Below are 23,852 nucleotides of genomic sequence, written 5' to 3'. Positions count from 1 at the left end.
TAATAAAAATGTCCAGTTATTGTAATGGTTGAATAACAGGTATGTAGACGATTTTCGTCTATTTGGCGGGGCGTGGATTGAGGTTTTCTTGGAAGAAAAGAAAGGAAAAATTAAGCCCAGTATGCAATATTAACTGGGCTTAATAATTTGGTGTTGCTTAGGAACCCATCAGTAGGGTGTAGGCCGGAATTCCCAAATGCTCACCAATTTTGATTAGCTTCTCCGGTGCAGTGTAGTCTGTTACCGGCTTGCCAGAAGCGCCATAATGGAATTCTAGTTGGATGTGGATGTCAGCATAGGTCGGGTTATCCAAAACATAGGTGTAAACACCCTCGCCCTTAAGATCGCGTACCGTGAACGCACCGTCACCCGAGAGTACGAGGCAAATCTGATCTTCACCAACTTGTTCATTATGAAGGGCGATATACTCATCGGAATTAGAATCTAGGTCAGCCTTCATGAGTAGTGAAGGTTGGAAGTGACCCATACCACCCCAGCGCTGTGCGATTAGGTTGGATAGACCTGCAAATAGATCGTCATAAGACCCACGTTCTGGCACCTCTATAGGAGTTTCAGGGAAATCAGGCTTTGCCTGATCCACTATCTCTTTAACAAGTTGATCATGTGCATTGCCCGGAATTGCTGCAAAATAAGAAGGATGGTAGAGCAGCTCAAAATCTAATCCTTCATCCGTGCACTTCTTAGAGAGCTCTTCGTAGTCCTGATATTGAATTACACTTAGCGCTTCCCAATCCTCGTCTGCAATGTACTGCTGAATTAGCTTATGACGTGCTGCATAGAAGGGCTGTAAATTATCTTCAATATCTTCAGCATCGCCTATATCTTCACCTTCACAACTTGGCAGCAAGGTCGGCATCAGTTCCCAAAGTTTGCTGCCAATCTGATCGCCGTAAAGCTTTTGGAAATTGGCAGCGATGAGTGCTATCTCGGCCGCACTGAGCATCAGGCTTTGAATTTTGCCGGTCACAAATAACGGGCATTCAATATGCCACTGAATCCTTTTGCTATCACTGTCTTTAATAATGCCACCCCACTCACCTTCTTTGGTGGCGCCCACGATCTCATCGTAGTACTGATTAAGTAAATGCTGATCATCATCAAAAACAGACCAGAGCTTAAAGTCATGCTCATGGTTTGTGAATCGATCTTGGGCTGATACAGTGCTATGGTCGTTTAGTTCGACGCGAAGCATCCAGTAATGAAATTCTGTTGTCCCCTCTAGCAATCCAAGGTAATTACCAGCACGTAGATATTCAGAAATCCGTTCCAGATGGACTTCTTCTTGTTCATCAGTGATGGTTTCAAGTAGACCAATAGCCTTAAAGGTGTTGTAGTCTTTAAAGCCCAGTAGTTTTGAGCAGACATCATTGGACTTGCTGGCTTTCACGCCAGTACCAAGACAGCTGAGGGTAGTGTTTAGGCTAGTTTTAAGTTCGTTAAACTGATGTTGATTTACATAAATCATGATATCTCTCCTTCGGTGACATAGTTGCAGGTGCTGCTCGTTAAGCCCTAACCATCACCTTATGAAAATATCATGTTGTGTCAGGTTAATCCTTTTACCGACATCGATATGATGTTGAGCAGCGGCGGGATAGGATGTCCCGGCCAAGTTTCCACTAAGTGACCCCTTGGATGCTTTTAACTATAAGGAAATTTATCAATAAATCAAGGAGAAATTGAGGGCTGTATTCCAATGTAATAATAAAAAACCGACATAAGCCGGTTTTATTTACTACGGGGCTTGATTCGCCCTGTGCCATTCATTAACAGTTAGCATCACACTGGGCCAGTCCTTCTCAGACATGTCGATCTCATTACGATGAAGGCGAGCTTCAATCTCATCTACAAGCGCTATAACTTCTTCGCCGTCCCGGCAGGTCGCCAGTTTTTTAAGCGCGTCATCCAGTGTTTTGAAGTCAAACAATTCAGGACGCGGCCCTGCACGAAGGGCTTTCCGAAGCTGCTCCTCGGACATGTCCTTATGCCCTTCAGGGTAAGCGAGATCAGGGTTGTCGTACATCCAGTTGTTGTTAATTGTAACACCACCTACACTACCGCGAGATCGAAAGTCAGTCGTCATACTCAACTCCTTTTAAAGCACACCATGCATGTTTCATAAGGTGTTTATTATAATGTAAAAATCAGGATTTCTCTCTACTGTTTGGCAATATCACCCATGAGAAGGACTCTCGGAGTGTTTCTCTATTTGGAATTCATAGTAAAAATCCTCGATTCGCGCAGAGGACAGGCTGGGACTAGCGTTGCAATGAACATTTCGGTCCATGTATCTATCTTGGCAATATATCTGAAAGAGGGAGCCGTCTGATTCAGGATCTATGTAGGGCATTAAGCGAAAAATTAATTTACCAGAATTCATTCCTGATGAACCTATAGGCACTTGTTCAATTCGCCAGATTGGATAGATACGATTACCCAACAGGTAGTCAATGCTGTACAAGTTCATCACGCTGGGTTCATGCTTCAGGTAGAGATTAATATCTCCAATATCGCCGTTAGGCGGAATAAAGGCCCCTACCGCATAGTTGTGCTTAATTGAATCTGACAAAGCTTCAGCTGTTTCAATAAGTTTTTCTGTGTTATGAAGCTCATTAAGTCCCTTAATACCAAGTGAGGTATTAAACAATATTCCAACGATGATAATAAATGGAGGAATAAATCCTGCTATATGTGCCAGTAGTGCGCGAATCATGGTGTTGGGTGATTCTGGATTGGTGGTCATATTCCTTCCTTCAATTTCTTGTTATTTATCTAAATGCACGCCTATGCACGTTCTTCAGGCCTATGAGGCGTTCCACCATAGGCTTTTAGGTTGTACAGGTTACGGATCTTGGCTTCATCCCATAGGGAAGACTCGTAATGAGCAAACTTTACTCGTTTAAAGCGAATTTGTTCTAATCGGGTTAACTCAGACCAATATAAGCCAAAGACTTTAAATTCATCACACCAATAACGCTCTACAGAAGTGAGGCGCTGCTGACCGTCGATCAGCCAGCCAGAAAAGGGCATTGCAGAAGCATCAGAATGCCAATCGCATTTATGGGCAGTAAATGTGCCAACATCACCACTAAGCCAGCAGCTTTCAATAAATCGAACCTCTTGCTCTAAAGTCCAGCAGAGATCTCGCTGAAAACTTGGTATGGGATAACCGCAGACATATCGCTCAGCACTATCGGTGCTTAATGGCTCACCCGACTTAATCTCTTCTTGATGCTTCTCCCAATGATGAAAGATGTAATCAAAATCTGAGTCTCTGTATGTGCCGATATCAATTTTTGCTGGGATACGCATAGCCACTCCTTTGTTTAACTACCCTATATTATAATGGAAATAAGATATAAGGCAAGCTATGTACAGCAGTATTGCCTACGAGGACTAAAATTCGGCAGTGCAACCTCTCTCTTTTAAAGCAAGATAGATCATGATTTTGTGATCTATGGAGTAAATTTTCCTTTCTTGGCCAATGATTTTATCCATGTACTCTTCAGCCAGAAGGGAGGTGCCATAATCGCGCTGCTGTAAGTAATGTTCATCAAAGGCCGAGGGTGATATTTTGCTAAGCACAAGGTCATTCCCAGCGTATATTTTACAGGGAAGGAATGTGTTAATAATGGCCCAATCAGAGAGGGAGGCCAGTACCAGCATGACTGCTGCGGTAAAGTTCCAGTTAATCCAAGTTTCAGGAAAAACCTCTCTATTTGCAACATAGTTTGTTATTACAGCGGTAATTGATGTAATAAAACAAATTATGACGGAATAGGTTAAACCTAACCGCAACCTGTTCCGCAGAAGGGTGTGCTTCATCAGTGCTTCAATGTCGTTATCGCCCAAAGGCGTGCTTGCTAGATGCTCTGTGTTGTCGCGTTTAATCTTCATGGTAATGCCTCACTCATTAAAACCTAACTCTGCTTTAGAGATCTCATGCCTCTATAGCATTTACCATCTCTTGAGCAGATAGCTGCAAATTTTTCGGATGCTAAACTCGGTACTGAATCTGGTAGTGGAAGTGGATATACAACAAACAGAGAACCTTTGTCCTTGATCACTTCTGCACTTGGCACGGCATAAAAGACGCCTTGATCGGTATAGGCATGAACCGTAGGACGTCCGTGTGTATCTTCTTCGACGGTGCGCTTAGTAACCTTGATTTGTTGCGCTTCAGGGGTGTTGATTGCATCAGAGATAACCTGATCTGTTTCAGTCAGCATCTGATTGGACATATCGCTTAATGCGCTGGACGTGGCTTTAATGCCTACATAGCCTGCGATTGCGGCGACAATAAGGAAGAAGAGGGCCTTAAATTCGGATGATTGATAAAACTTAGCAGTTGATGTTTCGTTCTGTACGTTACTCATATGCACCCTTATTTGGATATTTTCAAAGTTAATTCATCTGGCATGAGTTAGCTATTTGATGTTTTTGATCACGTTCTTTTAGTGAGTTTTAGGCATTCTTGGTTGGTTTTTAAGCAAGTTCATATACATTTTGATGCATCGGTCACATGCTTATCCAGCCAAAAGGCTTTGCAGGCCCTCTTAAGGTCCGTACTTACTCATATCAATTTGTCTTATTGGTCTTAACGGCTTGGTAACAAGTGCCATTGTTTGTTGAGCACAGCGCAGCCATCTGACTTGCATAAACTTCAGAGATATTTAGCGATTCAGGAATCTTGAGAGGAAAAACTACGAACAATGTACCTTTATCATTAATAGCATTTGCGCTCGGTACTGCATAGAAATCCCCCAGTTTCGTCTTGGCTAGCACGGTAGGCCTGCCGTATTCGTCTTCAGTGACTGTTCTCTCAGTCACTGAAATTCGTTCATCAAGAGGAGCGTTGATCGATTCAGAGACCACTTTGAGCGTTCCAGCATGTTTCTTCTTAGCATTATCAATCAATGCAGAGGATGTAGAGGTAAGCGCCCAGAGGCCTAAGACTGCGAAAAGGCCCACTATTAAAGTACAGAAAAAAACTGTTTTTTTAAAAGAATCAATGTCGCTATTACTGCAATTATCTTGGCTCATAAGGCTTCTCAGTGTTAAATGCTTTTGGTTATAAGGTAGGTAGATTTATGATCCATTAGTCAGAGGTTTGAGCCGCCAAATCTTGACGATATTTAGTAAATTAGCTCGGGTAGGGTGGGGGTCATGGATAAAGTAACCATTCTGACTCACCACGCAATGCAAAAGGTCTTTGCCGCGCTCACAATAACCAATGGAAAGGTAGTATTCATCGTTTTGCGGGTGCTCAAACTGCTCTACCAATTCATAGTTTTGCTTCTTCAGCCACTCCACGAATTTTTCTTTCCGCAACCCTTTTTCGAATCGCTCAAAAGGCGGAATGCTCTCCAGATCTAACTCAAGGATGGAGGCAATACCGGCTCTCAGGCAATTACCCTGATAACCTCCTACATCCATCTTTGTTTGATCTACTGGAATCATAATATTTGTGCACTGCTGAATAATGGAATCTTGCTCCACCTACCTTATGGCAAACAGAGCGAATTACAAATAAGTAAAAGAGCCTTCATTACGAAAGCTCTTTACATTTAATTTGCAATCAACATCCCGCGAACGGGATGTCATCATCAAAGTCGTCAAAACCCGGCGCGGCTTGTGGCGCTGGTGCTTGCTGAGGGGCCTGTTGTGGCGCTGCCTGTTGTTGCGGACGCTGCTGTTGAGCCTGTTGCTGTGGGGCCGCCTGCTGCTGAGGGCGCTGCTGTTGAGGGCGCTGCTGTTGAGCCTGTTGCTGAGGCTGTTGCGCATAACCACCTTGCTGCTGTTGTTGTGGAGCATAACCACCGTCATTCTGACCGCCGCGACTATCAAGCAACTGCATCTCATTTGCTACAATTTCAGTGGTATAGCGATCCTGACCACTCTGATCTTGCCATTTGCGTGTGCGTAGTGCGCCTTCAACGTAAACCTTGCCGCCTTTACGCATGTATTCGCCAGCGATCTCCGCCAAGCGGTTAAAAAATACCACACGGTGCCATTCAGTACGCTCTTGCTGCTGACCTGTCTGCTTATCTTTCCAAGACTCAGACGTTGCAATAGTGACGTTAGTTACCGCATTGCCGTTTGGCATATAACGAACTTCCGGGTCACCACCAAGATTTCCCACCAAAATTACTTTGTTCACTCCACGAGCCATAACGAATACCTTCTTCTCTCAATTTCTGTTAATACTTATTATAATGGAAAATAACTATAAATCAAGCCTGCTTCCCATTTAATTGTCAATATTTTGCCTTACACAGCTTCCGTGACTTGATAGCCACCATCCACCCATTCGATATCGCCATCACTTTCTAACTCAGCAAGGAATTTTCCATACATACTCCGGGTTGCATTACGCATTTGCGCCTTAAGGTAATCGCTGCACACAGGAGTACCACTACGCTTGATAATATCGAACAGCATATCTTTTTGTGTAGGTGCGCCTTCAAGAGATCCTAGGCTGACAATATCGGCAGCAGGAACTGAATAGAAATGAATACCTAGTGCATTGTTGCTTGAGCGCAAGAAATGACGCACATCCTCATAGGACACGTCGGGAAGCGAAGGAGAAATAGCCTCGAAGATATAATCGAGGTACATCATCGATCGGTTATGCTTTGCTATATGCTCCCTAATAGCAGAACACACCTCAAACTCACGATCAGAGAGATGGCTGTGACGCACATGCTTCATTATCTGACGCGCGATAAAATAATCACAATGATTTACGCAATTGCCATTGTTGTGCTTAAATTTATGGAGTGATTTAAGGGCCTCAGCACGGACCTGAATCTCTTTCGTCGACTTAAGCTGATGGTATGCTTCTTCAACCGTTAGTCCGTCAGGGTGATTGTAGAGTATATATGGGATAGCGGTACTAAGAGGCACTTTAACCGGCACCACACGGCCATCTTTTAAGGCGATGACGCCTTTATTGACTAACCATTGGACATAGTCAGTCGTAACATTCCCCCGATCAATAACACTATCAAGCTTGTAGGCAAATCCTTTGACGGTTAAGGAATCACCATATGCTGAAAACAGATTGTTTATCCCCAGAGGATTGCTGCCTAACTTTCTAGTTTCTGTGAGGAATTCTTGCTGTCCAGTCAAACGAAAATAGAATTTCTCAAACCCTTTAGTGTTATGAAATAAGGATCGGGTTTCGGGAAAGAGGTCTTCATATTTTGTCGCAAAGCTTTCACGTGCAGCCTCCAAAACATGCCCCCCACTAAAAGGAAGAGAGGCTATATAGCATTCCATCACTCGATCCGTAATTTGGCGGACACGCTCGCGGGAGAGGCCCTGCTCGCGCGCAATCTCACTACCAGATTTTGGCTTGTCGGTAAAAAGACCATACATATCAACAAACATCAGGCGCTTGCGCTCATCTGTGTTCTCAAAAAAATTCACCAAACACTCACGTAGTGTGCTGTCAAAGACGCTCATTGGAATTGCCATACAAACCCTTATTACTGCATTTATTCTTGCTACTTTATTATGATGGAAATTAATTGTCAAGACCGGGTGTGAGTATTTAATATTTGTTATAATGGATATAAAGCCTAAAAGTATTTGCATTGGAATTCACTAAGAGGTGTTAAGTGTCGGATATCTACTACCATGGAACGCAGCGATTTTTTAAAGAGTTTAAATTAGGCCAAGCTGGCGTCAATAGTACATTTTTGGGTAGTGAGCCAGTAAGGCGAGGAGTTATCTTTGTTGCAGAGGATTATGATCTTGCCCGTGAGTTTGCAGACCAAGGTGGTTCTAAAGGCCATGTGTTGGCCGTTAAGGCAAATATTAGTGCGACTCTAGATATTAGTGAATATGGGTTTGGCTGTCTCCCAGAGTCGTTCTTCGAAGACCATGGGCTGAATCCACGCTATTATTATCAGTTGAACCCTTGGGATGCTTGGCAAGCGTTTGATTTAGAAGAGGGCGAATCAGAATGCCTGATTGTTGAAGCGCTTAAGGCCGAGGGTTATGACTCCGTTAAGCTTATGGATGTGAGTGAATTTGATGTTGAGAATACTACGTCGATTGCGGTATTTGATCCCAAAGCACTTTGTATTATTGATAGAAATTTAGAGAACCGACCGAGGACAATGAGCTTCGATGATGTGGGTCCTACTCCGTAAGAAATTTGACTATATATACAAATTTGTATAATATTTTAATGAATTTGACTATATAGGCAATTTTATGGGTCGCGTAAAGATAGGTAAGCTACTCGCCGCTAAGCGAAAAGAGCTAAAAATGGGGCAGAAAGATGCTTCGGAGCGCACAGGCTTAGATGTGAGCGTGATTTCAAAAATCGAGACCGGGAAGTTCAGGGGGTCAATTCGTATCCTTGAGGCCTATTTAGAGATCTTGGGTTTTGAATTGTCTATTCAGCCTAAGGTTCATGTGCTGCCTGATTTCGATGATATAGAGGAGCTGTTTAAGGATGACTGAATTGTACCTACCGAATCGAGTTCGGCACGTTAAGGTTTACTCAGGCGCAGATTATGCAGGTCGACTGACTAAAGAAGCGCGTCACAGCTTCGTCTATCATGATCCTGATGCGCCGGTTATCTCACTCACCATGGCGACTAATAAATCAGAGTCATATAACTACGGGGATCTCCATCCTATTTTTCGTCAGAACCTGCCGGAAGGCTATATTCGTCGCTATATTACGGAACGCTTGAGTAGGCACAGTAAGGATATCTATTTGGACGATATTTATCTTCTAGCCTTGCAGCAGGAGAATGGTATCGGGCAACTGAGTTATGAATCAAAAATTGTGTTGCCTGAGGTTGAGGCTGTTTCTCTTAGTGATATTCTTGGATGGCAAGGAAAGGAGCTGCTCTTCCCTCAATTGCTCGAAAAATACTATCTGCGAGGGATGCTTTCAGGGGTTCAGCCTAAGGTTGCGATAGAAGTGGGTGATCGGACCCTGCCTCAAAAAGAATATATTGTTAAAGCGTTTGATGAAGAATTTCCTCAACTCACCGTTAATGAGTTCGTGTGCATGAAAGCGGCTGACCATTGCGGCTTAAATCCTCCCGCTGTGTATTTGTCTGATAATCAGGAAACATTTGTTATTGAGCGTTTCGACGTCGGTGAAGAGCCTATGGGGTTTGAGGATTTCACTACGTTGATGAAGCGCAAAGATGATCCAAATGCAAAGTACGAGGGTAGTTATGAGGCTTTACTCCGTGCAGTGAGTATCTTTACGGGTAGTGCTGAAGAATTAAAGCGTGCATATCAATACATAGCCTTTAATTGCTTAATAGGCAATGGTGACGCGCACTTAAAGAATTTTGCCCTTCAGTACTCACAGGATTTATCCAATATCAGAATGTCCCCTATTTATGATGTAACCCATACGTGTATCTATGGCGGTGCAAATACTGAATTGGCGTTAAAGATCGCTAAAAGTAGGCAGTTCCCGGATAAGGCTGCGCTTGTAAAACTAGCTAACCAAACGGGCCTTGAGATATCGAACCCTCATGAGCTACTTGATGACCTAGCTGATGGTATTGTTGAAAGCGTTAGGGGTAGTGAAGAAGCGAAATTATTTAAGGGGCTTACTGAGTCGATAGAAAAGTCGGTTATGCAAGGTATGGGGGTTGATTACAATCCCAAAGGTTATCGGCACCAAAAACGGAAAAAATTTAAACAACTTGAAGAGGATGCTAAAGATTTGGGGATTAGCTGAGAATCCCCAAATCATAGCTAAGAGCTTTTGGTACATGGGTTTGGAATTGAGTTAGCGTACTGTATGCAGTTCTGCTTTGGGTACAACATTCTCCTTGTCACCCTTAACGAAGCTGGCAATGTATATCAGTTTCCTTTGACTGTGTTTGGGGCCACAGGCTTGCCAGCGGAAGTGGCCTTGTACCTCGAACCCGTGTGAATAACCTCTGCGGTTATCTTCTGCTTGCTTTGTTGTAGGAAGTGATCCATCAGAGTCGTTGATCCCTAACTGCGTGTGGGTGAATAGGGAAATGCCTTTAGGTGCACGCTTTGCCGCTTTAACAGAAGGGCGGTTGATGCCGCCTTCCACACGTTGAATAATCCCGGTATCTGATGCGTCTTGCTGAGTCCAGTAATATACGGCCAGTGTTCTGCAGAAGCTCCAGATGATAGATTCAGCAAGGTCTTGAAGCCCTTCCATGTATTCAGGATGGGTGCACAGTACTGTTTCATGCTCACCCTCCTCAACACAGCCAAGGTGGATCTCTCTCATACCCTCTTGCGGCAAAATGAGAGTAATGATGTTCAGGCCGATGGTGGGCGCGTACACGACGGATTTAACAAAAGCAGGGATTTTAATATCGCGTCCATTCGAGAGATCCAGTGCATGATTAGGAAAATCGATATGCCAAATCTGGCTTTCAATATATTCCGCGATATCCGGATTGCTCTGGGTATCAATGTTCCCAGCGTTAAACATCCGCTCCACTAATTCACGGGTAGGATGTAAGGATGTAGTTGGAACCCCTACATCAGAATCATTTTCAAAAAAGCCCTTGTCTGGATTCGTGATCTTGTATGCAAAGAATGAATGGAGGAAGTAGGCAAGATATTCAGCGCGGTCTTGCTCGGAACTACCCTCATCATAAATACGGTCATAAAACATATCGCAAATAATTTCAGATACGGTTTTTATGCGGGCACCGTAACCTGATTTGCGAATCCTGTTGTACGTGGATTTAGGGCTTTCGTTGTCTTTGCCCGCGCCAATGGCTTGTAAGGCGCGACCTAGGGACAACTGGGATTCTATGTCGCTTGAGGCAAAAAGTTTTTGTGAATGATGTGCAATCGTACGATCAAGGTAAGTTTTGCTCATTGACTCGGTTCCAGTTATAACGTTCTTTATAGGCTCATAAAGTATAAAGTTAATTTAGCCAGACTTCACTATTAATTTATTTTTTGTATAATATTTCTCAGTTTGATGCCTGTCATAGCAAAGGATCGTATGTATTTATGGGAAACAAGATATTTAAAAACGTAGCTAAGTTTGCAGTTGTGTTATCACTACTTTCAAGCCCGATCACAGCACTGGCGTCCTCTGGGAGTAAAGACCTGAAAGATCTGCTTGGGAGTTACGACAGTTTTAGTGCACGCTTTGAGCAAACAACGCTGGGTGAATCTGATCGCATGGCACAAAGTACTTCAGGCAGTCTAAAGTTAGCAAAACTGGGTCGTTTTGTTTGGAAGACTCAGGCGCCTTATCCTCAGGAAATTATTAGCGACGGTAAGCGTGTTTGGCTGTATGACCCCGATCTCGAACAAGTTACGATCCGTGCTCTTAATGGCTCTCAGAGTAGTGCGCCTGCGATGATTTTGAATGGCGATATTGATCAGCTGCAAAGTGCTTATCAAATTATGCTGGTGGGTGATATTAATAACATTAAAACCTTCGAACTGATCCCCTTTGAAGAAGGAGAGTTTTCTATTATCACGCTGGTTTTTGTTGGCAAACTCCTGACGGAGCTATTGATGGTCGATTCGCTTGAGCAGCAGACACATGTGTTGTTTCGAGATCAGGAGCTTAATCCTAAGATTAACCTTGATACATTTACGTTTGTGGTGCCTGATGGCGTAGATGTATTTACAGAATAAGGTGTTTGCCTATTCAGTATTTTCACAATCTTTATTCGATTTCTTATCTTGGGAAATAATTAGGGTTTAACCGAGCTTTGTGATTGATTTATTTAAGAACGGTCCTATAATATTTCCAAGGTTGCTGGTTAACCTCTGACACCGGAACAGTAACGACTGTAAGTGCAGAATCCTTGAAGGAAGCCAGAGTTAGATAGTTTTTTGTTTATGCGGCTTAATGTTAAGTAGGCATAGTACACAAACCCTTGGTAATCCGGAGCCGAGTGGATTCGCAAAAATGCCTCCTTAATGTGCCTTGAGCTGCACTAAACGAAGGACATTTGCTATGAATTTTCCGTTTGATGATGACCCTGCACTCCCTTTCCGCCCCGTATCCCTCGACGATTTCTCCACCTATGCAAAAAACGTGAGTTGGCTGATCGGTCTGCCGTACCAGAAATCCCAAGCGTTTCTTGCGAAGCTCTACGGCTATTCTGGCTATCACGAACTGCAACAGATCATGAAAAAAACCGGGGAGCCGGGACCGTTTGATGGCCCCGCACGCAATCATCGTGTGGATGAGGCGGACGGAGATTATGCTCAAATTACTACGGGGCAATTTATGGCCCGCGAACACCGGATTTGGGATGTCGTTCAGGAAATGCCTGAATATTATGACCTTGTTAACTCAAAAGGTGTATTTAAGCTTAAGGACATAGGCCTCTTTGATGAACCGGCCATTCATCGACAACTTTTCGGTTTCGTAAAAGGGGTTGTTAATGTTGCAAATGGTGCTCAGCGAGCAGCTCGTGATGCTACGGTTCATGATTATGCGACCCTTGTTTGTCGGGATGATGGGGAATGCTTTATCCCTTTTACAAAAGAAGGGAAGATGATTTTTGATGCGGCAAATGATTGCGTGCCAGATCCTTACAGGACATCGTATGAAGATCGTCTGGCCTATGAAACTCGCCTCCAAGAGATGGCAGATGCTTATCCCCAAAATCCGTGGGTGGTTGCATTGTGGCTCTACAACAATGCAGATCTGCACTGGCAGGATGACTGGACATCCAACTGGGATTCAAAACAAAACCCCTTTAATGCCGACGAAGAGCGGATGGAGCAAGGTTTAATTTGGGGTAATAGGTTGTACCCCTATGCGCGTCGAGCGATAAAGCAGTTTGAGACGCTCTATCAGGGGCGTGGTAAAGATGCGCCCAACCCAAAACTTGCCGCGTGGGGGTTTGAGCATGATGTGGATTGCTTCTATTGGCCTGCAATGTTGTTTATTGGCGGTATGATTGCTCTGAATGCGGGTAAATATGAGCAAGCATACAAGTGGTTTATGAAATGTTGGAAAATACAGGGTTCTGATGGATTTGGGGCCCGTTACTATGTGGCCATCCTTCGGTTGATTCGAGGAAAGGGGAGTGTGAGTAAAGCCTTGATCCATCCGGAATATGGTCGTGATACTCGGCCTATTGCAAGTCTGGCCTTTGCGTTTGATGCGTTCATTAAGAAACAATTTAAAGAAGCGAAAATGTACTTTGCGGAAGCCATTAAATCGACATGGGCTGTATTAACGGTCTTTACCTATGATGAAGTGCCTGAATTGGAATCTTTGCGTCAGTTCACTAACGTTAATACGCCTGCCGCCATACAGGAGTTTCTGTGGCATGTAATGCCCCTTCGGGATGAGCGTTATGATGTGGATGATTTCTTCTGTGTTATTGCTGAGCAGCCTGAGGTCATACAGGCTACTATTGCGCTGCATCGCGCCGCTGATGACATGTCATTCAAGGAAGGAGAGAAATTTAACCCGGTTAAGTACAGTCAAGGTGAACTTAAAGTTAAAGCGCTTTCAGATACGCTAACAGAGATCATTATGAAAGTTGATACAACTGAGTTTGAACAAGGGCCAAATTATGAGTAAATAGACGACGTGATTGAGAAGTGCTTAAAGTGGTCGGCCGGTGAGAGAATGTGAGAGAGGTCCGGCCGACCCTGATCGGTGAGGTGCCTGTGAGAGAATGTGAGAGAGGTCAGGCACCTCTGTTCGTTTTGCAATCCAAGTGAGGGGATTGCACGTGTTAGGTCGAGACGTCCGGCACTGAGATTGAGAGAGTATGTGCCGAACATCTCTAAACTTTTCTATAGTTACTAGCCTAGCAGAGCATTAGGCCGTTGCACAAGATCATGACGTTCCATTGCAGCATTGATAGCCTCTTTGGTATCTTGTTTCACTCACCCGACGTCAGAAGTTTTACAGACTTCAGGATATCGCCTTGTGGCAGGTTAAGGGTTTCTAGGGAACGTCGTACTGATCGTTCCAGATCTCGCTTAATTAATGCAGCGGATTGCTGTCCAATATCTTCAAGCTTATCCAAGCGCGAGTTCATTGCTGCCACATAGCGCGCTTCAAACTCGTCCAGTAAGGCACTGACCTCAGCCTTGGCAGCTTTATTGGAGATCTTCTCTTCCAGTCGGTTTGTTAGTTCAGTTGCCAAGACTTTAAAGGCTTCTACAGCCTCATTGTTATCCTCCGCCTGTGAAAGGATCTCAGCCTGTTCGGCATTGTGGTAGTCGATGTGGTCAACTCGACGACCGGCCAGTGTGGTCATTGTACAAGGTACGTAACCCCCATTGGCAAAGCCACGCAGGGCATTCATAAGGTCTTCTTCGACGATCTCCAGCGTCATGATGTTGTCATTGGCACGAAGATCAGTGTCACCAAACTCATCAATCAGCTCATAGCCATTATCGAACTTAAACGTAAATACTGAAGAAAAGTCAGCATCGTATTCAGAGAACAGGCTATTGCCTTTACCATACTTGCCGCGTGTAACATCAACCGAGAGGCAGGGGGCTTTGTCATGCGCTACGGCCTCAAGAATATGTGCATTACTGACCCTATTAAATTCAGAGCATAGCTTACCTACATAGGTTTCTAGCGCATCCTTTTCATCCTTGCTCAGTGCACTTACCGGACCGCTGTGATTTATTTGGCTCCACAGTCGTCGGCCATGGGCATCATAGCTTTCAGAGGAAGCCAGATAGATCGAATCACCCTCTTTGCCATAAGTCTCGATCAGGGATTTCAACTCCAGCTGAATCAGGCTGTAAACAGCTTCGCGTTCAGCCATCGTATCATAGCCACAGAGCGCATCATAAATGGGGTTGTTTACGCGAGAGATCCCTTCCGGAGCGGGCAAAGCCTCAGGCATTGTGCGGCCATCCAGTTGCGCTGCCAGCACATTAGCAATCTCACCCTGTAGAGCAACTTTATCCTTCGCGAGGTTTTCCATAATCCGGCGGGCATAGAATTTGTGGTTAACACCCACGTTCTGCATCGCCTTATTGATTGAACTCAATATGGCTTTTGCATCAGACTTCTTCACGGCACCTGATTGATTTAATACCTCACGGAAACGAGCAATACCGTCATTCACCATGCTGGTGGGATCGTTTTCCTTACCGGAGACTGTCCCGATAACAGCATCGACGGCACTGCCCCGCGCATTCTCAAACCGTTCAATCTGTTCTCCTAAAGCGGTTACTGCGGTTAGCGGAATCCCTTCAGAGTTATTGGTGTTAAACGCCAGACGACATAGGTTCTGATCTGAGATCAGCATACTTAGAAGGTGTTGTCCGGGGCCGTAGCCGCCATCCGCTTGTTCGATGGCTGTAGCGACAGTAATTTCTGAACACGCTAATGAAGGGGCTTTCTGCCCAAACAGATCAACCGGCTGCTCAAACTTTTTTGGCGCCACTTTAATCATGACGCGAGATAAGTAAGGGATATTAGCTAGCTCAACACGCGCTGCTTCACGTTCAGCTCTGCGCGCTAGCATGTACTGTTGCGCTTCAGGTAGCTGATCTGCATGTTTTTTTATCAATTGATTAATGATGCTCATCTAACTCTCCTTTTATCCCTTAATGCTATTGTGCAAGCATCTATCTGCACTGCAAGATTAAGACATCTTCGTGTATCTAAATCAACCTCGAAAACCCGGCACGAGAATCAGCTCGGACTTTTTAAACGAACTGCCTGCGATAAACGCTTCTGCTTTAGCGCGAGAGCAGCGATCACCGTCTACATAAAACGTGACACCGGCACCCGTTTTAATCAGGCATACATCGTACTTAGTGTCCGAGAGGCGCATCCCAGCAATAAATTTCGAACGTTGGTCGTTTTTCAGGCGAGCAACCATCTGCTTCACGATGTCCTTAGCACGTACGATGCCGATTTCAGGGTCTTTCTCTAGCGCTTTCGCGCGCTTAGCTTCTTCTTCCGCCTCACGCTGCTTCAGATCTTCTTGATACGCTTGATAGCCAGCTTCCAGTAGGTGTGCTTTCTTAACCACTTCCTTGGCCGTCGATACTGCATCCACCACCGCAGCAGCAAAATTAAGCTCAGCTTCAAGCGCATCCTTGTGGGTTCTGGTATTCTGCCCACCGGAGGAGTGAGTAACTTCCGCATACCAGTCAGCCCTTGACTCACCTTGAGCATGTAACCATTCAACTTCTCGATGCACTATAATCTTGACTGGCTCAGACCAGAAGCCAACAACGTCGTACGTCATTACAAACGAAGGCTGACGGCAATTTTCCTTACGGAGGCAACCTCGCTCAAACTGATCATTCTTTACGGCGTCAATAATGGCTTTCATAGAAGTATCTCTTCTCTCAATTCATTATTTATTATAATGAAAAAACAAAGGAAAGCAATCATAGGCGCGGATTAGTGAATGCACTCTTGGATCAGGTCGTGGGTTTTCCGTGCCGTTCCAGTTGCGCCCTGTTGCCATTCAGGAATTACCGCATCGAGCATATCATGAATATTACGCCATTCTTGAATCAACCGACCCTACACATCCGAACAATTGCGCATTGTCCAAAAATCATCAACTAGGCTAGGTTCCGCCGCCAATAGCTTTAAGCAGCGTACAAAATCCCCAACATCATGCGGGTGCGCATAGCGAACTTCATCAGGGTGCTTATTAAGCGCTTCAGGCCTTAAATTCTTAAGAATGAAAAGTGAACTATTGCCCACGTCATTGCTGGTCAACCACGCTTCGACACCCGACTCCGGTTCGGCAGGTTTTTTGTCTTCCTCATTGAGTAGGTCAGCGATCTCTTGTGCCTTCAGCAGTAGTTGATTCATCTTATGTAGCTGCGGGGAAAATCCCGGATGCAGCTCATCCAAGCCTGATTTGACATCCTCCCCCACCTGAAGGAAGGGGCTTTCCGCGCTTATTGGTAAGGATGGTGAATACAGCCATTTGTGTGATCGTAGGTTTAGTCATTAAGCTTCCTTAGTTGTCAGTTTTAATGTTGGGAAAATGAGTTCAAACTGATCTCTAAGTGAGCCACCCAGAGAAAATGCATCATTAGCGTTTTTGCATAGAAGTTTTACGGAATCTCCAGAAGCCATCATGACATTAATATAGGCTGAGTATTGTTTTGAGCTTGAGGCATCAACATGCATCGTCACATCCAAAACATCACCAAAGCAAGCAGTGACCGCATTAAAACCTTTTGCATAAATTAGCTTCTTTTGTTTTGGATATAAATGCAGCTGGTATTTTTGAACCACTACAACACCCCCGCCAATCCAGAAGCAGGCTTCTTGCTCAAGCCATTTTTTTTCAAGATCTTGTTTGCCTTGTTCACTGCTTGCATGAGCCCAAAACAGCATAATAACAAGGAGCCCACTGCACACTACTATGACAATGAAAAAAGGGTTGGTTACAATATCGTTCATAAAAATAACAGCCATAATTTATGCAATATTAGGATTCTGAAGTTCAAGTTAGGAGAAGTTTTTCAGTCGCGTTAAGCGCATGGTTATATTTAGCTAATAGCTGCATTTAAAAAGCTATTCACAAACAAGGGCTCTATATAAGAGCCCTTTTAATTTAAGGTCTAATTACTGGTTTTCTTGCTCTTCAGCATTGCGCATACTGTTACTCACACCTGCAATGGCCGAGATCATAGCGCGATCGGCAAATCGTTTAGTACGACGATCTAGACCGTTAGTGGAGTCGTTATTAAACACCAGTTGTGCGCGTACCCCAAGAACGGCTTGACCACCAAAGCTGTCAGACTGCTCAACCTTGTAAGTGCCTTTTGGGATGACTACGTCGTAGTAGAGATCATTGCCGTCGGCATCTTTTGCTGCATCAAAGTCACCGTCCGTCATGGAACCAAGGACAAGGTCTTTGCCGAAATCATTAAAGATTTTTTGAATCGACTCAGGTTTGCCCGGACGAATCCCAACAAGCGCGCCTGCGACCTTAACGCGCTGACCATCAACCATTGCAAACCCTTGTGCTGCAAGTAGGCCAGCCTGATAGGAGTCTGGGGCTTTGATAGCATTCTTCAAGTTAACTTCGTAACCACTATCTTGATCGGCAATATTTTGAAGGAAGACTTGACCACCGGCATCTTCAACGACAACAACACGGTACTCGATGTCTTTTTCGATGTCTGCGAGGTCGTGCTTGCCATGGGCTTTATTGGCAATGTAATGCATGGCTTCTGTATGACCCGGGCGAGCAGTGATAAAGGCAGGTAATTTACCCGTTCGTGTTGCCCACGCAAAGCCATCACCGGACACAACACCGACATCACATTCGCCTGATTTCATTTGGTTAATAATGTCCAGTGTACCAAAGTTTTCAACCTGAACAGCTTTAACAGGTAGATTTCGCTTAGCCATATCTCGATTAAAGCGATCAGCAATCCAGCCTGCAGCCTTATAATAATGACCATCCATTAGAGCGCCACAAACTTTTAGCTCAGTCATTTCTGGTTTTACTTGATTGGCCATCGCCATAGGAGTTGCCATTGCGGATGCTAGAAGTGCGGCAGTAATTAGACGTTTTTTCATGTATTTTTCTTCCTTAAGATAAGTTTTGGAATACTATAAAGAAAAATAATATAAAAGCAAGATGTTTTTGTTGCTTTAAAGTTTTTATATTAAATTGAAATCACACGCCGTTTGAATCGACAGAGACATTCAAATCGTCCCAGCTATTCATTCCGAAAATAGCGGCCAGTTCATTCTGAGACTGCTCTAGGGTGCGGGGTTTTTCATTTCGGTCAAAACAAGCTTGGATGTAGTTGGGTACTAGATTATCTAGATCAGCAGTTGTCAAAGAGGAAATGTCTATAGTGTACATTTCAATACCTATTTTATACTTATTTTTGAGAATAGAATTATGTTTAAATCTAACACCATTTCAGGCATAGCAAGAAAACTCTACTGATAAGATAAACTATAACATAAATGAATTATTTATAACAAAGAGGGGGTGAGAAGGGTTGACATCCCCCCCCACCTAAAGGAAGGGGCTTTCCGCGCTTATTGGTAATGCTGGGGCAGATGCCCCAGCCGGTCTTTGGGTTAGTGAGGTTGTTTACTTATCTCTGCGTACAGTCAGTTTTTCTTCATCACTGTGCTGTTCAAAGTACAGCAAAGCGATTTCTTCGCTGGTAAGCTTCTTCAGCAGTACTTCAGTTGAGATTTCACCACCATTAAGGCGCTGAATGTGGTAGGTTAATTCAGCTATACGCTCGGGTTCAAGGTCGATAGCAGACAACTCATCATGGATAGTCTCAACCCCCTCAAACAGATACCCTTCATCAATGTCCTCCGCCACATTCTCTTGGCAGAAGTTACAGACCTTGTCGAACAAATCCTCACGAGAAGAGCCGGTAAAGCTTTCGGTAAAGGAAGACTCACTGTGCGTCACTTCACGCACAGCCACCCAGACCTCATTAGGTTCTGACTTGCCTGCAGCAGCCACAAGGCTGTCCCAGCAGCGAGCGCCAAACATCTTAGCCACTTCATTTCGCGACTGATTCAGCTTTTGGGGCTTCTCATTGCGATCAAAAGCCGCCTGACGGTAATTGGCTACCAGATTATTCAGATCTGCAACAGACAGGGAAGAAATATTGATAATATGCATAACACGCACCTCATTCATAACTGGATTGTTGAGTGTTGGCACTTGCTCTTTCCAGCTGAATAACATGCAGTCAGGAAAGTAAATCAGAGTAGGGGTTTAGCCGGTTGCCCGGGCCAACGCTAGGTCCTCACCTTTGATATATATTATAATGAAATAGGCACTTTAATCAATAGCTAATAGCCAATCTACACAAAACCCGGCAGCATTGCCGGGTCAAAACATTATTGCCGTGAATCTATGCGACGTGGGCCGAGGGGGCCTCAACTTCTAGATTCTCAATTGGAATTCCAACGATCTGATCCAATGTTTGTGGCTCCATCCCTTTGCGCGGCATCATCATGGTGTGGCCGATCTTCCGCTCCGTCATAACTACACGACGATACTGATCAGGACGCAGGCGTGCTGCGGTACGTAGATCACTCTTATTGGACATGATGCAGAAGACACAGGATAAGCGGGACATACCCTCATCGTAAGCCCAGTGGCGATACTGCCCGGACTGCTCGATCAGTTTCCAGACATCGCCGATTAGGTGCCCATGAATAGGTAGCCAGTCATACCATTCTCGACCCGCTTTAGAGTTCTGCTTGCTGTATTTCCAAGGTTGCGCCTTGGCACGGGCATTACTTTCCTCACCCCGGATGCCGGTACAGTTCACCACCAAGCCATTATGGTCAGGATGATCCTTCAAGTAATGACGAATCAGTTTTTCCAATGGACCACGCTTCAAATCCGATGTGCACTGACGGTACTGAGGGCTTGGAAACATGCCGCGATGCAGCACCATGTCCCAGAAGGTCTTCTTAGCACGCGTATACAACAGAGGCGTAGTATCTACTACATTATCTTCAATATGCTCACGTAGGCCATCCCAGTCAGCCTCAGGCAACTCGGCATGCATCACTACAATCTGAGAGTCAGGAACCAGCTCTCGAATGACTGCATACATAGCCTGCGAGTCTTTGCCACCGGAGTGATTGACGACAAAAAGTGCGTTACGCTCGATTAGCGGCTTAATGGTATTGCGTACAAATTCCAGATCATCAATTGTTTCCGGGGTAAACACATCCAGCAGCGAACCTTGCTCACTCAGTAAATCACTCATATCCAATCCCTCTCATTTCAGATGCAATGATTATTATAATGAAAAACCAATTAAAGGCAAGCGCAGATGTATTTCAGTGGTTGAACCTCGCTTACAGTTAGGCTATGTGTGTCCAATATTATTGCATATTGACGAAAAGTGACTTGATATTTATTATAACTAAAATAACAATTCAATCAGGATCGTTCTATGAAGCATTCTATCCTTGTAGGTGCGCTATGCGCTGCTATCTCTATGCCAACGCTTGCCGAGTTCGTTTACCGCACACCTGCCGGTATGCATGTTACGACGGCTCCAAAAGCTTTATTTGATTTCACATCACACACCTTTACGAACTGTGGCATGGATCGTTACTGGGGTCCTAACATTTATAACTGCCTCGCGCATTACACGGCTGACTGGGTAACGGATACCAACAACTTTAACGTTCTGTCTGAAATTCAGAAGTGGACCGTGCCTATTGATGGGCGTTACCTCATTGAGGTGAAAGGGGGTCAAGGGGGGTCCAATGAGAACGGGGATGGTGGTCATGGTGCAAAATTGTCAGCCGAGTTTGATCTTGTAAAAGGTGAGGTGGTATCCCTTGTGGTTGGTCATGCCGGGCAAAGTCAATATACAACCAACGGGATTTCCGTAGGCGGTGGCGGAGGTGGGAGTTTTGTCTTCATGGATCGTAGCACACCTTTGATTATCGCAGGGGGTGGTGGCGGTGCCGGTGCTGGGGGAGGCTCTTATGGATACAACGATTTCCGGTCGAAAGGCTTGGATGCAGATCCGACGAATGAACTGGGTACGTATTTTGGAGGGGTTTTTAACTCCGGTCAGCCGTACCCAAACTATTGTGATGGGACTTCTTTGGGTCAAGGGGGTGAAGGCACAACTAGTACTGGCGGCGGTGGCGCAGGTTGGTTAAGTAATGGTCAGGGATTTTATCCGGGTTTATCATCCAGTTTTCGAGGTGGTAGGGGGGCATCCGTCAGTAGTTATTACAGTTTAGAAGCCGGATTTGGCGGTGGCGGTGCAGGAAGGGCGGATGACAATGCGGGCGCTGGTGGTGGCGGAGGTTATACCGGCGGTAATGCTGGTTGTGTGGGTGATGCATACCTTCCGGGCCGTGCTGCTCCGGGTGGCGCAGGTGGCTCTAAGTCATGGGGTGAGAATACCCAATTCTTGGGGAATGGTGCAGGCCATGGTTACATTAAGATTACTAAAATGAGTTAAGCGAGATCAAAAGGCCCCTAATTCTCATGGGGCCTCTTCTTTATCGATATTTAAGTGGTGATCAACTCATGGTAGGCAAGGGCAGGCGTTCCGCTTTCTTCATCCACGCACTCGTCTGCCACAGCCTTAAACACCTTGGCGAGGAGCCGCTTTGATGCGTCATTATCCCGGCTGACAATAGCCTCGATATAAAACTCACTGACACCGTTGTTACCAAACCCGTTCCGCAGCTCATCAATGGCTTTCGTTAGAATATCGGTGCCTAGCCTTTGTTTGCGGTACGCTTCGGGCACCGCATAGCCAGCACTAAAGCAAGACAGTCCCTTTAGTGGCTCCGCCAAGATAAAGACTGCGTACGCTTTGACCGTAGTACCTTCCAGTGCCGCAAAGGTTAGGCGTAGCGTCCCATCGGGCTCGTCCTTAAACACGGTTATGTCTTTATGCACCTCGCAAGGTGATAATTGTATCAAGCCCTGATCGAGAGCTTTCTGAAATTCGACAAGTCCATCATGGGGATTGGTCATATGCGGCATAAGTTATTTGCTCTATGTTTTAATTGACGTTATTCGGCATACGCACTGCCTTTATTGCGGAGGATTTAATCGATGAATGTAAAGCGATAGGTTCCTACGTAGCTCGGATACTCAAGCTGGCATGAGTGGTACTTGTCTCGCTCACCGTGCCCGATAAAATCCCAATCCTGCGTATATTCTTCTATACACTCACCTTTTACATTGAGCGCCGATTCTAGCGTGGAGACCCACGCATCGAGTTCGGAGCTATCATTGCAATCAAAATTATGGATTTGGAAATTAATTACGTCACATGATTCTTCATTTAAGCATGAATAGGTGCGTGCGAGAGGTGCACTTTCAGACCAAGTTTTGAAGTTGTTGTACTCAATAAAATTGATGCCGTGCTTCTTCAAGTAGTTGGCGAAGGTCTGGGGGTTGCTAAAACTGGCCTTCGTGTCTGCATCGACTTTATCGTCCCTCCAATCTGGACCTGCTAGTACCAGCAAGAGCTTATTGGAAACTTTGTATCCATTAGCGCAATCCCACTGTATGTCCAGTGAGTAGCCGTCAGGCAATGCGTCTTGTAGGTACTGATTGAACAGTTCAAGTTGAGCCAATGAGTCTGCGCCATGACTCATTAAGAATCCATTGATGTCTGGATATGTGACCGTAATGGTTGACCCGTTCTTTGTCAGGAAGACATATTGCTCATCGGTATATTCGTAATCATTCACAGCAAAGCAGAAGTAATGTCTATCACTAGCCACCCAGTCATGAACTAGGAACTCAAGTCCTTTATCGATTTCGTAAGGGAGGTGGCTAAAAAACTCCTCGACATAGGCATCAATCGTCTCAATAGAGGCCTGTACCTTTTCGCTGAGATAAGCTTCATTGATGTTGCTGGGGTTATGTGGAATGTGCGCATTGCACGTTTTGACCGCATCATCGAGCTTTTCTTTTTCGTCTACGGCTACGCAGCTGTACAGTGAAACATCTGATTGTTGGATTCTAAAAGGAGAGAAGTTTATGGCTGCTTCTCTTTCAATAATCATCAATGCAAATACATCGCCGGTAAAAAGCTTTAACGGGACACCAAATCCAAGTTCCTCTGATCCGCCAATCATAGGCTTATCATAGAAGAATTTAATCTGACGTCGTGGATCGTCAGCGCACCATGCCAAATAATCCCTTAACCCTTCTTCGTTGAAAGCTTTATCGGTCAGGAATAGGTCACCATTAAAGGCCTCAATGAGATCCTCGTTGAGTTCGTGCTCATAAAGCCCCATGTGCACAAGGGCCTCCTCGCAACTCAGGGGAGGCAGTTTATCAACTTTTTCAGCATGTTCGCTGCGGTGGCCATGGTCGTGCTGTATGCGTAGGGCGACAAAATATGATTCCAACGGC

27 protein-coding genes are annotated in these 23,852 nt (G+C 44.9%); 6 read left to right on the top strand and 21 right to left on the bottom strand.

Features of this window, described 5'->3' with window-relative positions:
- Positions 1-157: 157 nt before the first annotated feature.
- The 10 genes from ACMXYT_RS20300 to ACMXYT_RS20255 form a co-directional block, all read right to left on the bottom strand.
- Positions 158-1,486 (bottom strand): hypothetical protein, encoded by a 1,329-nt coding sequence (locus tag ACMXYT_RS20300; protein WP_415912215.1) that lies wholly within the window; start codon positions 1,484-1,486, stop codon positions 158-160.
- 270 nt (positions 1,487-1,756) lie between these two features.
- Positions 1,757-2,104: a hypothetical protein gene (locus ACMXYT_RS20295; protein WP_415912214.1), complete on the bottom strand. Its 348-nt coding sequence runs from the start codon at positions 2,102-2,104 to the stop codon at positions 1,757-1,759.
- A 90-nt stretch (positions 2,105-2,194) separates the two neighbouring features.
- A complete protein-coding gene (locus tag ACMXYT_RS20290) occupies positions 2,195-2,764 on the bottom strand; it encodes a hypothetical protein (RefSeq protein ID WP_415913433.1) in 570 nt (189 codons plus the stop codon).
- A 41-nt stretch (positions 2,765-2,805) separates the two neighbouring features.
- Positions 2,806-3,333 (bottom strand): DUF262 domain-containing protein, encoded by a 528-nt coding sequence (locus tag ACMXYT_RS20285; RefSeq protein ID WP_415913432.1) that lies wholly within the window; start codon positions 3,331-3,333, stop codon positions 2,806-2,808.
- Positions 3,334-3,417: 84 nt separating this feature from the next.
- The gene (locus ACMXYT_RS20280; RefSeq protein ID WP_415913431.1) at positions 3,418-3,918 is read right to left on the bottom strand and encodes a hypothetical protein; all 501 of its coding nucleotides are present in this window, start codon (positions 3,916-3,918) and stop codon (positions 3,418-3,420) included.
- A 23-nt stretch (positions 3,919-3,941) separates the two neighbouring features.
- Positions 3,942-4,397, bottom strand: coding sequence for a hypothetical protein (locus tag ACMXYT_RS20275; RefSeq protein ID WP_415913430.1), 456 nt, complete (start codon positions 4,395-4,397; stop codon positions 3,942-3,944).
- A gap of 202 nt (positions 4,398-4,599) precedes the next feature.
- The gene (locus ACMXYT_RS20270; protein WP_415913429.1) at positions 4,600-5,064 is read right to left on the bottom strand and encodes a hypothetical protein; all 465 of its coding nucleotides are present in this window, start codon (positions 5,062-5,064) and stop codon (positions 4,600-4,602) included.
- Positions 5,065-5,109: 45 nt separating this feature from the next.
- Positions 5,110-5,481 carry a hypothetical protein gene (locus ACMXYT_RS20265; protein WP_415913428.1) on the bottom strand — a complete coding sequence of 124 codons (372 nt, stop codon included), beginning with the start codon at positions 5,479-5,481 and terminating at the stop codon, positions 5,110-5,112.
- A 118-nt stretch (positions 5,482-5,599) separates the two neighbouring features.
- Positions 5,600-6,193, bottom strand: coding sequence for a single-stranded DNA-binding protein (gene ssb, locus ACMXYT_RS20260; protein WP_415913427.1), 594 nt, complete (start codon positions 6,191-6,193; stop codon positions 5,600-5,602).
- Positions 6,194-6,291: 98 nt separating this feature from the next.
- Positions 6,292-7,488: a hypothetical protein gene (locus tag ACMXYT_RS20255; protein ID WP_415913426.1), complete on the bottom strand. Its 1,197-nt coding sequence runs from the start codon at positions 7,486-7,488 to the stop codon at positions 6,292-6,294.
- Positions 7,489-7,643: 155 nt separating this feature from the next.
- On the opposite strand from ACMXYT_RS20255, the gene ACMXYT_RS20250 reads away from it, so the two are divergent.
- From ACMXYT_RS20250 to ACMXYT_RS20240, 3 genes are all read left to right on the top strand, one after another.
- Positions 7,644-8,180, top strand: coding sequence for a hypothetical protein (locus ACMXYT_RS20250; protein ID WP_415913425.1), 537 nt, complete (start codon positions 7,644-7,646; stop codon positions 8,178-8,180).
- Positions 8,181-8,244: 64 nt separating this feature from the next.
- A complete protein-coding gene (locus ACMXYT_RS20245) occupies positions 8,245-8,496 on the top strand; it encodes a helix-turn-helix domain-containing protein (RefSeq protein WP_415913424.1) in 252 nt (83 codons plus the stop codon).
- A complete protein-coding gene (locus ACMXYT_RS20240; RefSeq protein ID WP_415913423.1) occupies positions 8,489-9,745 on the top strand; it encodes a type II toxin-antitoxin system HipA family toxin in 1,257 nt (418 codons plus the stop codon). The genes ACMXYT_RS20245 and ACMXYT_RS20240 overlap by 8 nt, the downstream gene beginning before the upstream one ends.
- Positions 9,746-9,796: 51 nt before the next feature.
- Here ACMXYT_RS20240 and ACMXYT_RS20235 read toward each other — a convergent pair whose 3' ends face one another.
- Positions 9,797-10,879, bottom strand: coding sequence for a hypothetical protein (locus ACMXYT_RS20235; protein ID WP_415913422.1), 1,083 nt, complete (start codon positions 10,877-10,879; stop codon positions 9,797-9,799).
- Between the two features lie 137 nt (positions 10,880-11,016).
- Here ACMXYT_RS20235 and lolA point away from each other — a divergent pair, with 137 nt between their 5' ends.
- A complete protein-coding gene (gene lolA, locus ACMXYT_RS20230; protein ID WP_415913421.1) occupies positions 11,017-11,655 on the top strand; it encodes an outer membrane lipoprotein chaperone LolA in 639 nt (212 codons plus the stop codon).
- A gap of 325 nt (positions 11,656-11,980) precedes the next feature.
- Entirely contained in the window at positions 11,981-13,567 is a 1,587-nt protein-coding gene (locus ACMXYT_RS20225; protein ID WP_415913420.1) for a hypothetical protein, read from the top strand.
- Between the two features lie 307 nt (positions 13,568-13,874).
- Here the strand turns inward: ACMXYT_RS20225 and ACMXYT_RS20220 are convergent, their stop codons facing one another.
- From ACMXYT_RS20220 to ACMXYT_RS20185, 8 genes are all read right to left on the bottom strand, one after another.
- On the bottom strand, positions 13,875-15,548 hold the full coding sequence (locus ACMXYT_RS20220) for a hypothetical protein (RefSeq protein WP_415913419.1): 1,674 nt from the start codon (positions 15,546-15,548) through the stop codon (positions 13,875-13,877).
- 81 nt (positions 15,549-15,629) lie between these two features.
- A complete protein-coding gene (locus ACMXYT_RS20215) occupies positions 15,630-16,304 on the bottom strand; it encodes a hypothetical protein (RefSeq protein ID WP_415913418.1) in 675 nt (224 codons plus the stop codon).
- Between the two features lie 197 nt (positions 16,305-16,501).
- Positions 16,502-16,798: a hypothetical protein gene (locus ACMXYT_RS20210; RefSeq protein WP_415913417.1), complete on the bottom strand. Its 297-nt coding sequence runs from the start codon at positions 16,796-16,798 to the stop codon at positions 16,502-16,504.
- Between the two features lie 141 nt (positions 16,799-16,939).
- Positions 16,940-17,398 (bottom strand): hypothetical protein, encoded by a 459-nt coding sequence (locus ACMXYT_RS20205; RefSeq protein ID WP_415913416.1) that lies wholly within the window; start codon positions 17,396-17,398, stop codon positions 16,940-16,942.
- A 165-nt stretch (positions 17,399-17,563) separates the two neighbouring features.
- The gene (locus tag ACMXYT_RS20200) at positions 17,564-18,526 is read right to left on the bottom strand and encodes a hypothetical protein (protein WP_415913415.1); all 963 of its coding nucleotides are present in this window, start codon (positions 18,524-18,526) and stop codon (positions 17,564-17,566) included.
- A gap of 100 nt (positions 18,527-18,626) precedes the next feature.
- A complete protein-coding gene (locus ACMXYT_RS20195; protein WP_415913414.1) occupies positions 18,627-18,818 on the bottom strand; it encodes a hypothetical protein in 192 nt (63 codons plus the stop codon).
- 237 nt (positions 18,819-19,055) lie between these two features.
- Positions 19,056-19,607 carry a hypothetical protein gene (locus tag ACMXYT_RS20190; RefSeq protein WP_415913413.1) on the bottom strand — a complete coding sequence of 184 codons (552 nt, stop codon included), beginning with the start codon at positions 19,605-19,607 and terminating at the stop codon, positions 19,056-19,058.
- A gap of 235 nt (positions 19,608-19,842) precedes the next feature.
- The gene (locus ACMXYT_RS20185) at positions 19,843-20,712 is read right to left on the bottom strand and encodes a phosphoadenosine phosphosulfate reductase family protein (protein WP_415913412.1); all 870 of its coding nucleotides are present in this window, start codon (positions 20,710-20,712) and stop codon (positions 19,843-19,845) included.
- A gap of 189 nt (positions 20,713-20,901) precedes the next feature.
- Between ACMXYT_RS20185 and ACMXYT_RS20180 the strand changes: the two genes are divergently transcribed.
- Positions 20,902-21,933: a glycine-rich protein gene (locus ACMXYT_RS20180; RefSeq protein WP_415913411.1), complete on the top strand. Its 1,032-nt coding sequence runs from the start codon at positions 20,902-20,904 to the stop codon at positions 21,931-21,933.
- A 50-nt stretch (positions 21,934-21,983) separates the two neighbouring features.
- Here ACMXYT_RS20180 and ACMXYT_RS20175 read toward each other — a convergent pair whose 3' ends face one another.
- Both ACMXYT_RS20175 and ACMXYT_RS20170 read right to left on the bottom strand, forming a co-directional pair.
- A complete protein-coding gene (locus ACMXYT_RS20175; protein WP_415913410.1) occupies positions 21,984-22,466 on the bottom strand; it encodes a GNAT family N-acetyltransferase in 483 nt (160 codons plus the stop codon).
- 65 nt (positions 22,467-22,531) lie between these two features.
- Positions 22,532-23,848 (bottom strand): hypothetical protein, encoded by a 1,317-nt coding sequence (locus ACMXYT_RS20170; RefSeq protein WP_415913409.1) that lies wholly within the window; start codon positions 23,846-23,848, stop codon positions 22,532-22,534.
- Positions 23,849-23,852 lie beyond the last annotated feature (4 nt).

Origin of the sequence: Neptuniibacter sp. QD37_11 (assembly GCF_047778105.1) — a bacterium.
Taxonomy (GTDB): Bacteria; Pseudomonadota; Gammaproteobacteria; order Pseudomonadales; family Balneatricaceae; genus Neptuniibacter.
Note: the sequence above shows the minus strand (reverse complement) of the source record. Positions and strands in the feature narration are given on the sequence as shown.

What these genes read in the sequence shown, in the direction of transcription:
- ACMXYT_RS20300 (WP_415912215.1), bottom strand. Translation starts at nt 1,486, where the DNA reads ATGATTTATGTAAATCAACATCAGTTTAACGAACTTAAAACTAGCCTA.
- ACMXYT_RS20295 (WP_415912214.1), bottom strand. Translation starts at nt 2,104, where the DNA reads ATGACGACTGACTTTCGATCTCGCGGTAGTGTAGGTGGTGTTACAATT.
- ACMXYT_RS20290 (WP_415913433.1), bottom strand. Translation starts at nt 2,764, where the DNA reads ATGACCACCAATCCAGAATCACCCAACACCATGATTCGCGCACTACTG.
- ACMXYT_RS20285 (WP_415913432.1), bottom strand. Translation starts at nt 3,333, where the DNA reads ATGCGTATCCCAGCAAAAATTGATATCGGCACATACAGAGACTCAGAT.
- ACMXYT_RS20280 (WP_415913431.1), bottom strand. Translation starts at nt 3,918, where the DNA reads ATGAAGATTAAACGCGACAACACAGAGCATCTAGCAAGCACGCCTTTG.
- ACMXYT_RS20275 (WP_415913430.1), bottom strand. Translation starts at nt 4,397, where the DNA reads ATGAGTAACGTACAGAACGAAACATCAACTGCTAAGTTTTATCAATCA.
- ACMXYT_RS20270 (WP_415913429.1), bottom strand. Translation starts at nt 5,064, where the DNA reads ATGAGCCAAGATAATTGCAGTAATAGCGACATTGATTCTTTTAAAAAA.
- ACMXYT_RS20265 (WP_415913428.1), bottom strand. Translation starts at nt 5,481, where the DNA reads ATGATTCCAGTAGATCAAACAAAGATGGATGTAGGAGGTTATCAGGGT.
- ssb (WP_415913427.1), bottom strand. Translation starts at nt 6,193, where the DNA reads ATGGCTCGTGGAGTGAACAAAGTAATTTTGGTGGGAAATCTTGGTGGT.
- ACMXYT_RS20255 (WP_415913426.1), bottom strand. Translation starts at nt 7,488, where the DNA reads ATGAGCGTCTTTGACAGCACACTACGTGAGTGTTTGGTGAATTTTTTT.
- ACMXYT_RS20245 (WP_415913424.1), top strand. Translation starts at nt 8,245, where the DNA reads ATGGGTCGCGTAAAGATAGGTAAGCTACTCGCCGCTAAGCGAAAAGAG.
- ACMXYT_RS20240 (WP_415913423.1), top strand. Translation starts at nt 8,489, where the DNA reads ATGACTGAATTGTACCTACCGAATCGAGTTCGGCACGTTAAGGTTTAC.
- ACMXYT_RS20235 (WP_415913422.1), bottom strand. Translation starts at nt 10,879, where the DNA reads ATGAGCAAAACTTACCTTGATCGTACGATTGCACATCATTCACAAAAA.
- lolA (WP_415913421.1), top strand. Translation starts at nt 11,017, where the DNA reads ATGGGAAACAAGATATTTAAAAACGTAGCTAAGTTTGCAGTTGTGTTA.
- ACMXYT_RS20225 (WP_415913420.1), top strand. Translation starts at nt 11,981, where the DNA reads ATGAATTTTCCGTTTGATGATGACCCTGCACTCCCTTTCCGCCCCGTA.
- ACMXYT_RS20220 (WP_415913419.1), bottom strand. Translation starts at nt 15,548, where the DNA reads ATGAGCATCATTAATCAATTGATAAAAAAACATGCAGATCAGCTACCT.
- ACMXYT_RS20215 (WP_415913418.1), bottom strand. Translation starts at nt 16,304, where the DNA reads ATGAAAGCCATTATTGACGCCGTAAAGAATGATCAGTTTGAGCGAGGT.
- ACMXYT_RS20210 (WP_415913417.1), bottom strand. Translation starts at nt 16,798, where the DNA reads ATGAATCAACTACTGCTGAAGGCACAAGAGATCGCTGACCTACTCAAT.
- ACMXYT_RS20205 (WP_415913416.1), bottom strand. Translation starts at nt 17,398, where the DNA reads ATGAACGATATTGTAACCAACCCTTTTTTCATTGTCATAGTAGTGTGC.
- ACMXYT_RS20200 (WP_415913415.1), bottom strand. Translation starts at nt 18,526, where the DNA reads ATGAAAAAACGTCTAATTACTGCCGCACTTCTAGCATCCGCAATGGCA.
- ACMXYT_RS20195 (WP_415913414.1), bottom strand. Translation starts at nt 18,818, where the DNA reads ATGTACACTATAGACATTTCCTCTTTGACAACTGCTGATCTAGATAAT.
- ACMXYT_RS20190 (WP_415913413.1), bottom strand. Translation starts at nt 19,607, where the DNA reads ATGCATATTATCAATATTTCTTCCCTGTCTGTTGCAGATCTGAATAAT.
- ACMXYT_RS20185 (WP_415913412.1), bottom strand. Translation starts at nt 20,712, where the DNA reads ATGAGTGATTTACTGAGTGAGCAAGGTTCGCTGCTGGATGTGTTTACC.
- ACMXYT_RS20180 (WP_415913411.1), top strand. Translation starts at nt 20,902, where the DNA reads ATGAAGCATTCTATCCTTGTAGGTGCGCTATGCGCTGCTATCTCTATG.
- ACMXYT_RS20175 (WP_415913410.1), bottom strand. Translation starts at nt 22,466, where the DNA reads ATGCCGCATATGACCAATCCCCATGATGGACTTGTCGAATTTCAGAAA.